1 pseudogene is annotated in these 232 nt (G+C 54.3%); it reads left to right on the top strand.

From position 1 onward, the window contains the following. Positions 1-232 (top strand): annotated as a pseudogene (locus ALO64_RS08645) (DNA helicase); the annotation flags it as partial.

Raw genomic sequence — 232 nt, 5'->3', positions numbered from 1 at the left:
TCAGTACAAACACAAGCAGGCCGGCGATCTGCGTTTGACCGACATTGCGAGGACGATCAATACGCAGGATTGGGAGCTGGCCAAAGACATCGTTTCGACCCTCAATTCCTTCATGGCCAGCAAGGATCTGGAGCTGCTGGAGGACCACTTTGTGCGATTCCAGAGCAACCGCAGACTGACCTCGGTCCAGCAGCAGTACATGAGTAAAGCGCTCAACCTGACCAGAGACGTA

The sequence above is a fragment of the Pseudomonas meliae genome (assembly GCF_001400515.1).
Classification (GTDB): Bacteria; Pseudomonadota; Gammaproteobacteria; order Pseudomonadales; family Pseudomonadaceae; genus Aquipseudomonas; species Aquipseudomonas amygdali.
Note: the sequence above shows the minus strand (reverse complement) of the source record. Positions and strands in the feature narration are given on the sequence as shown.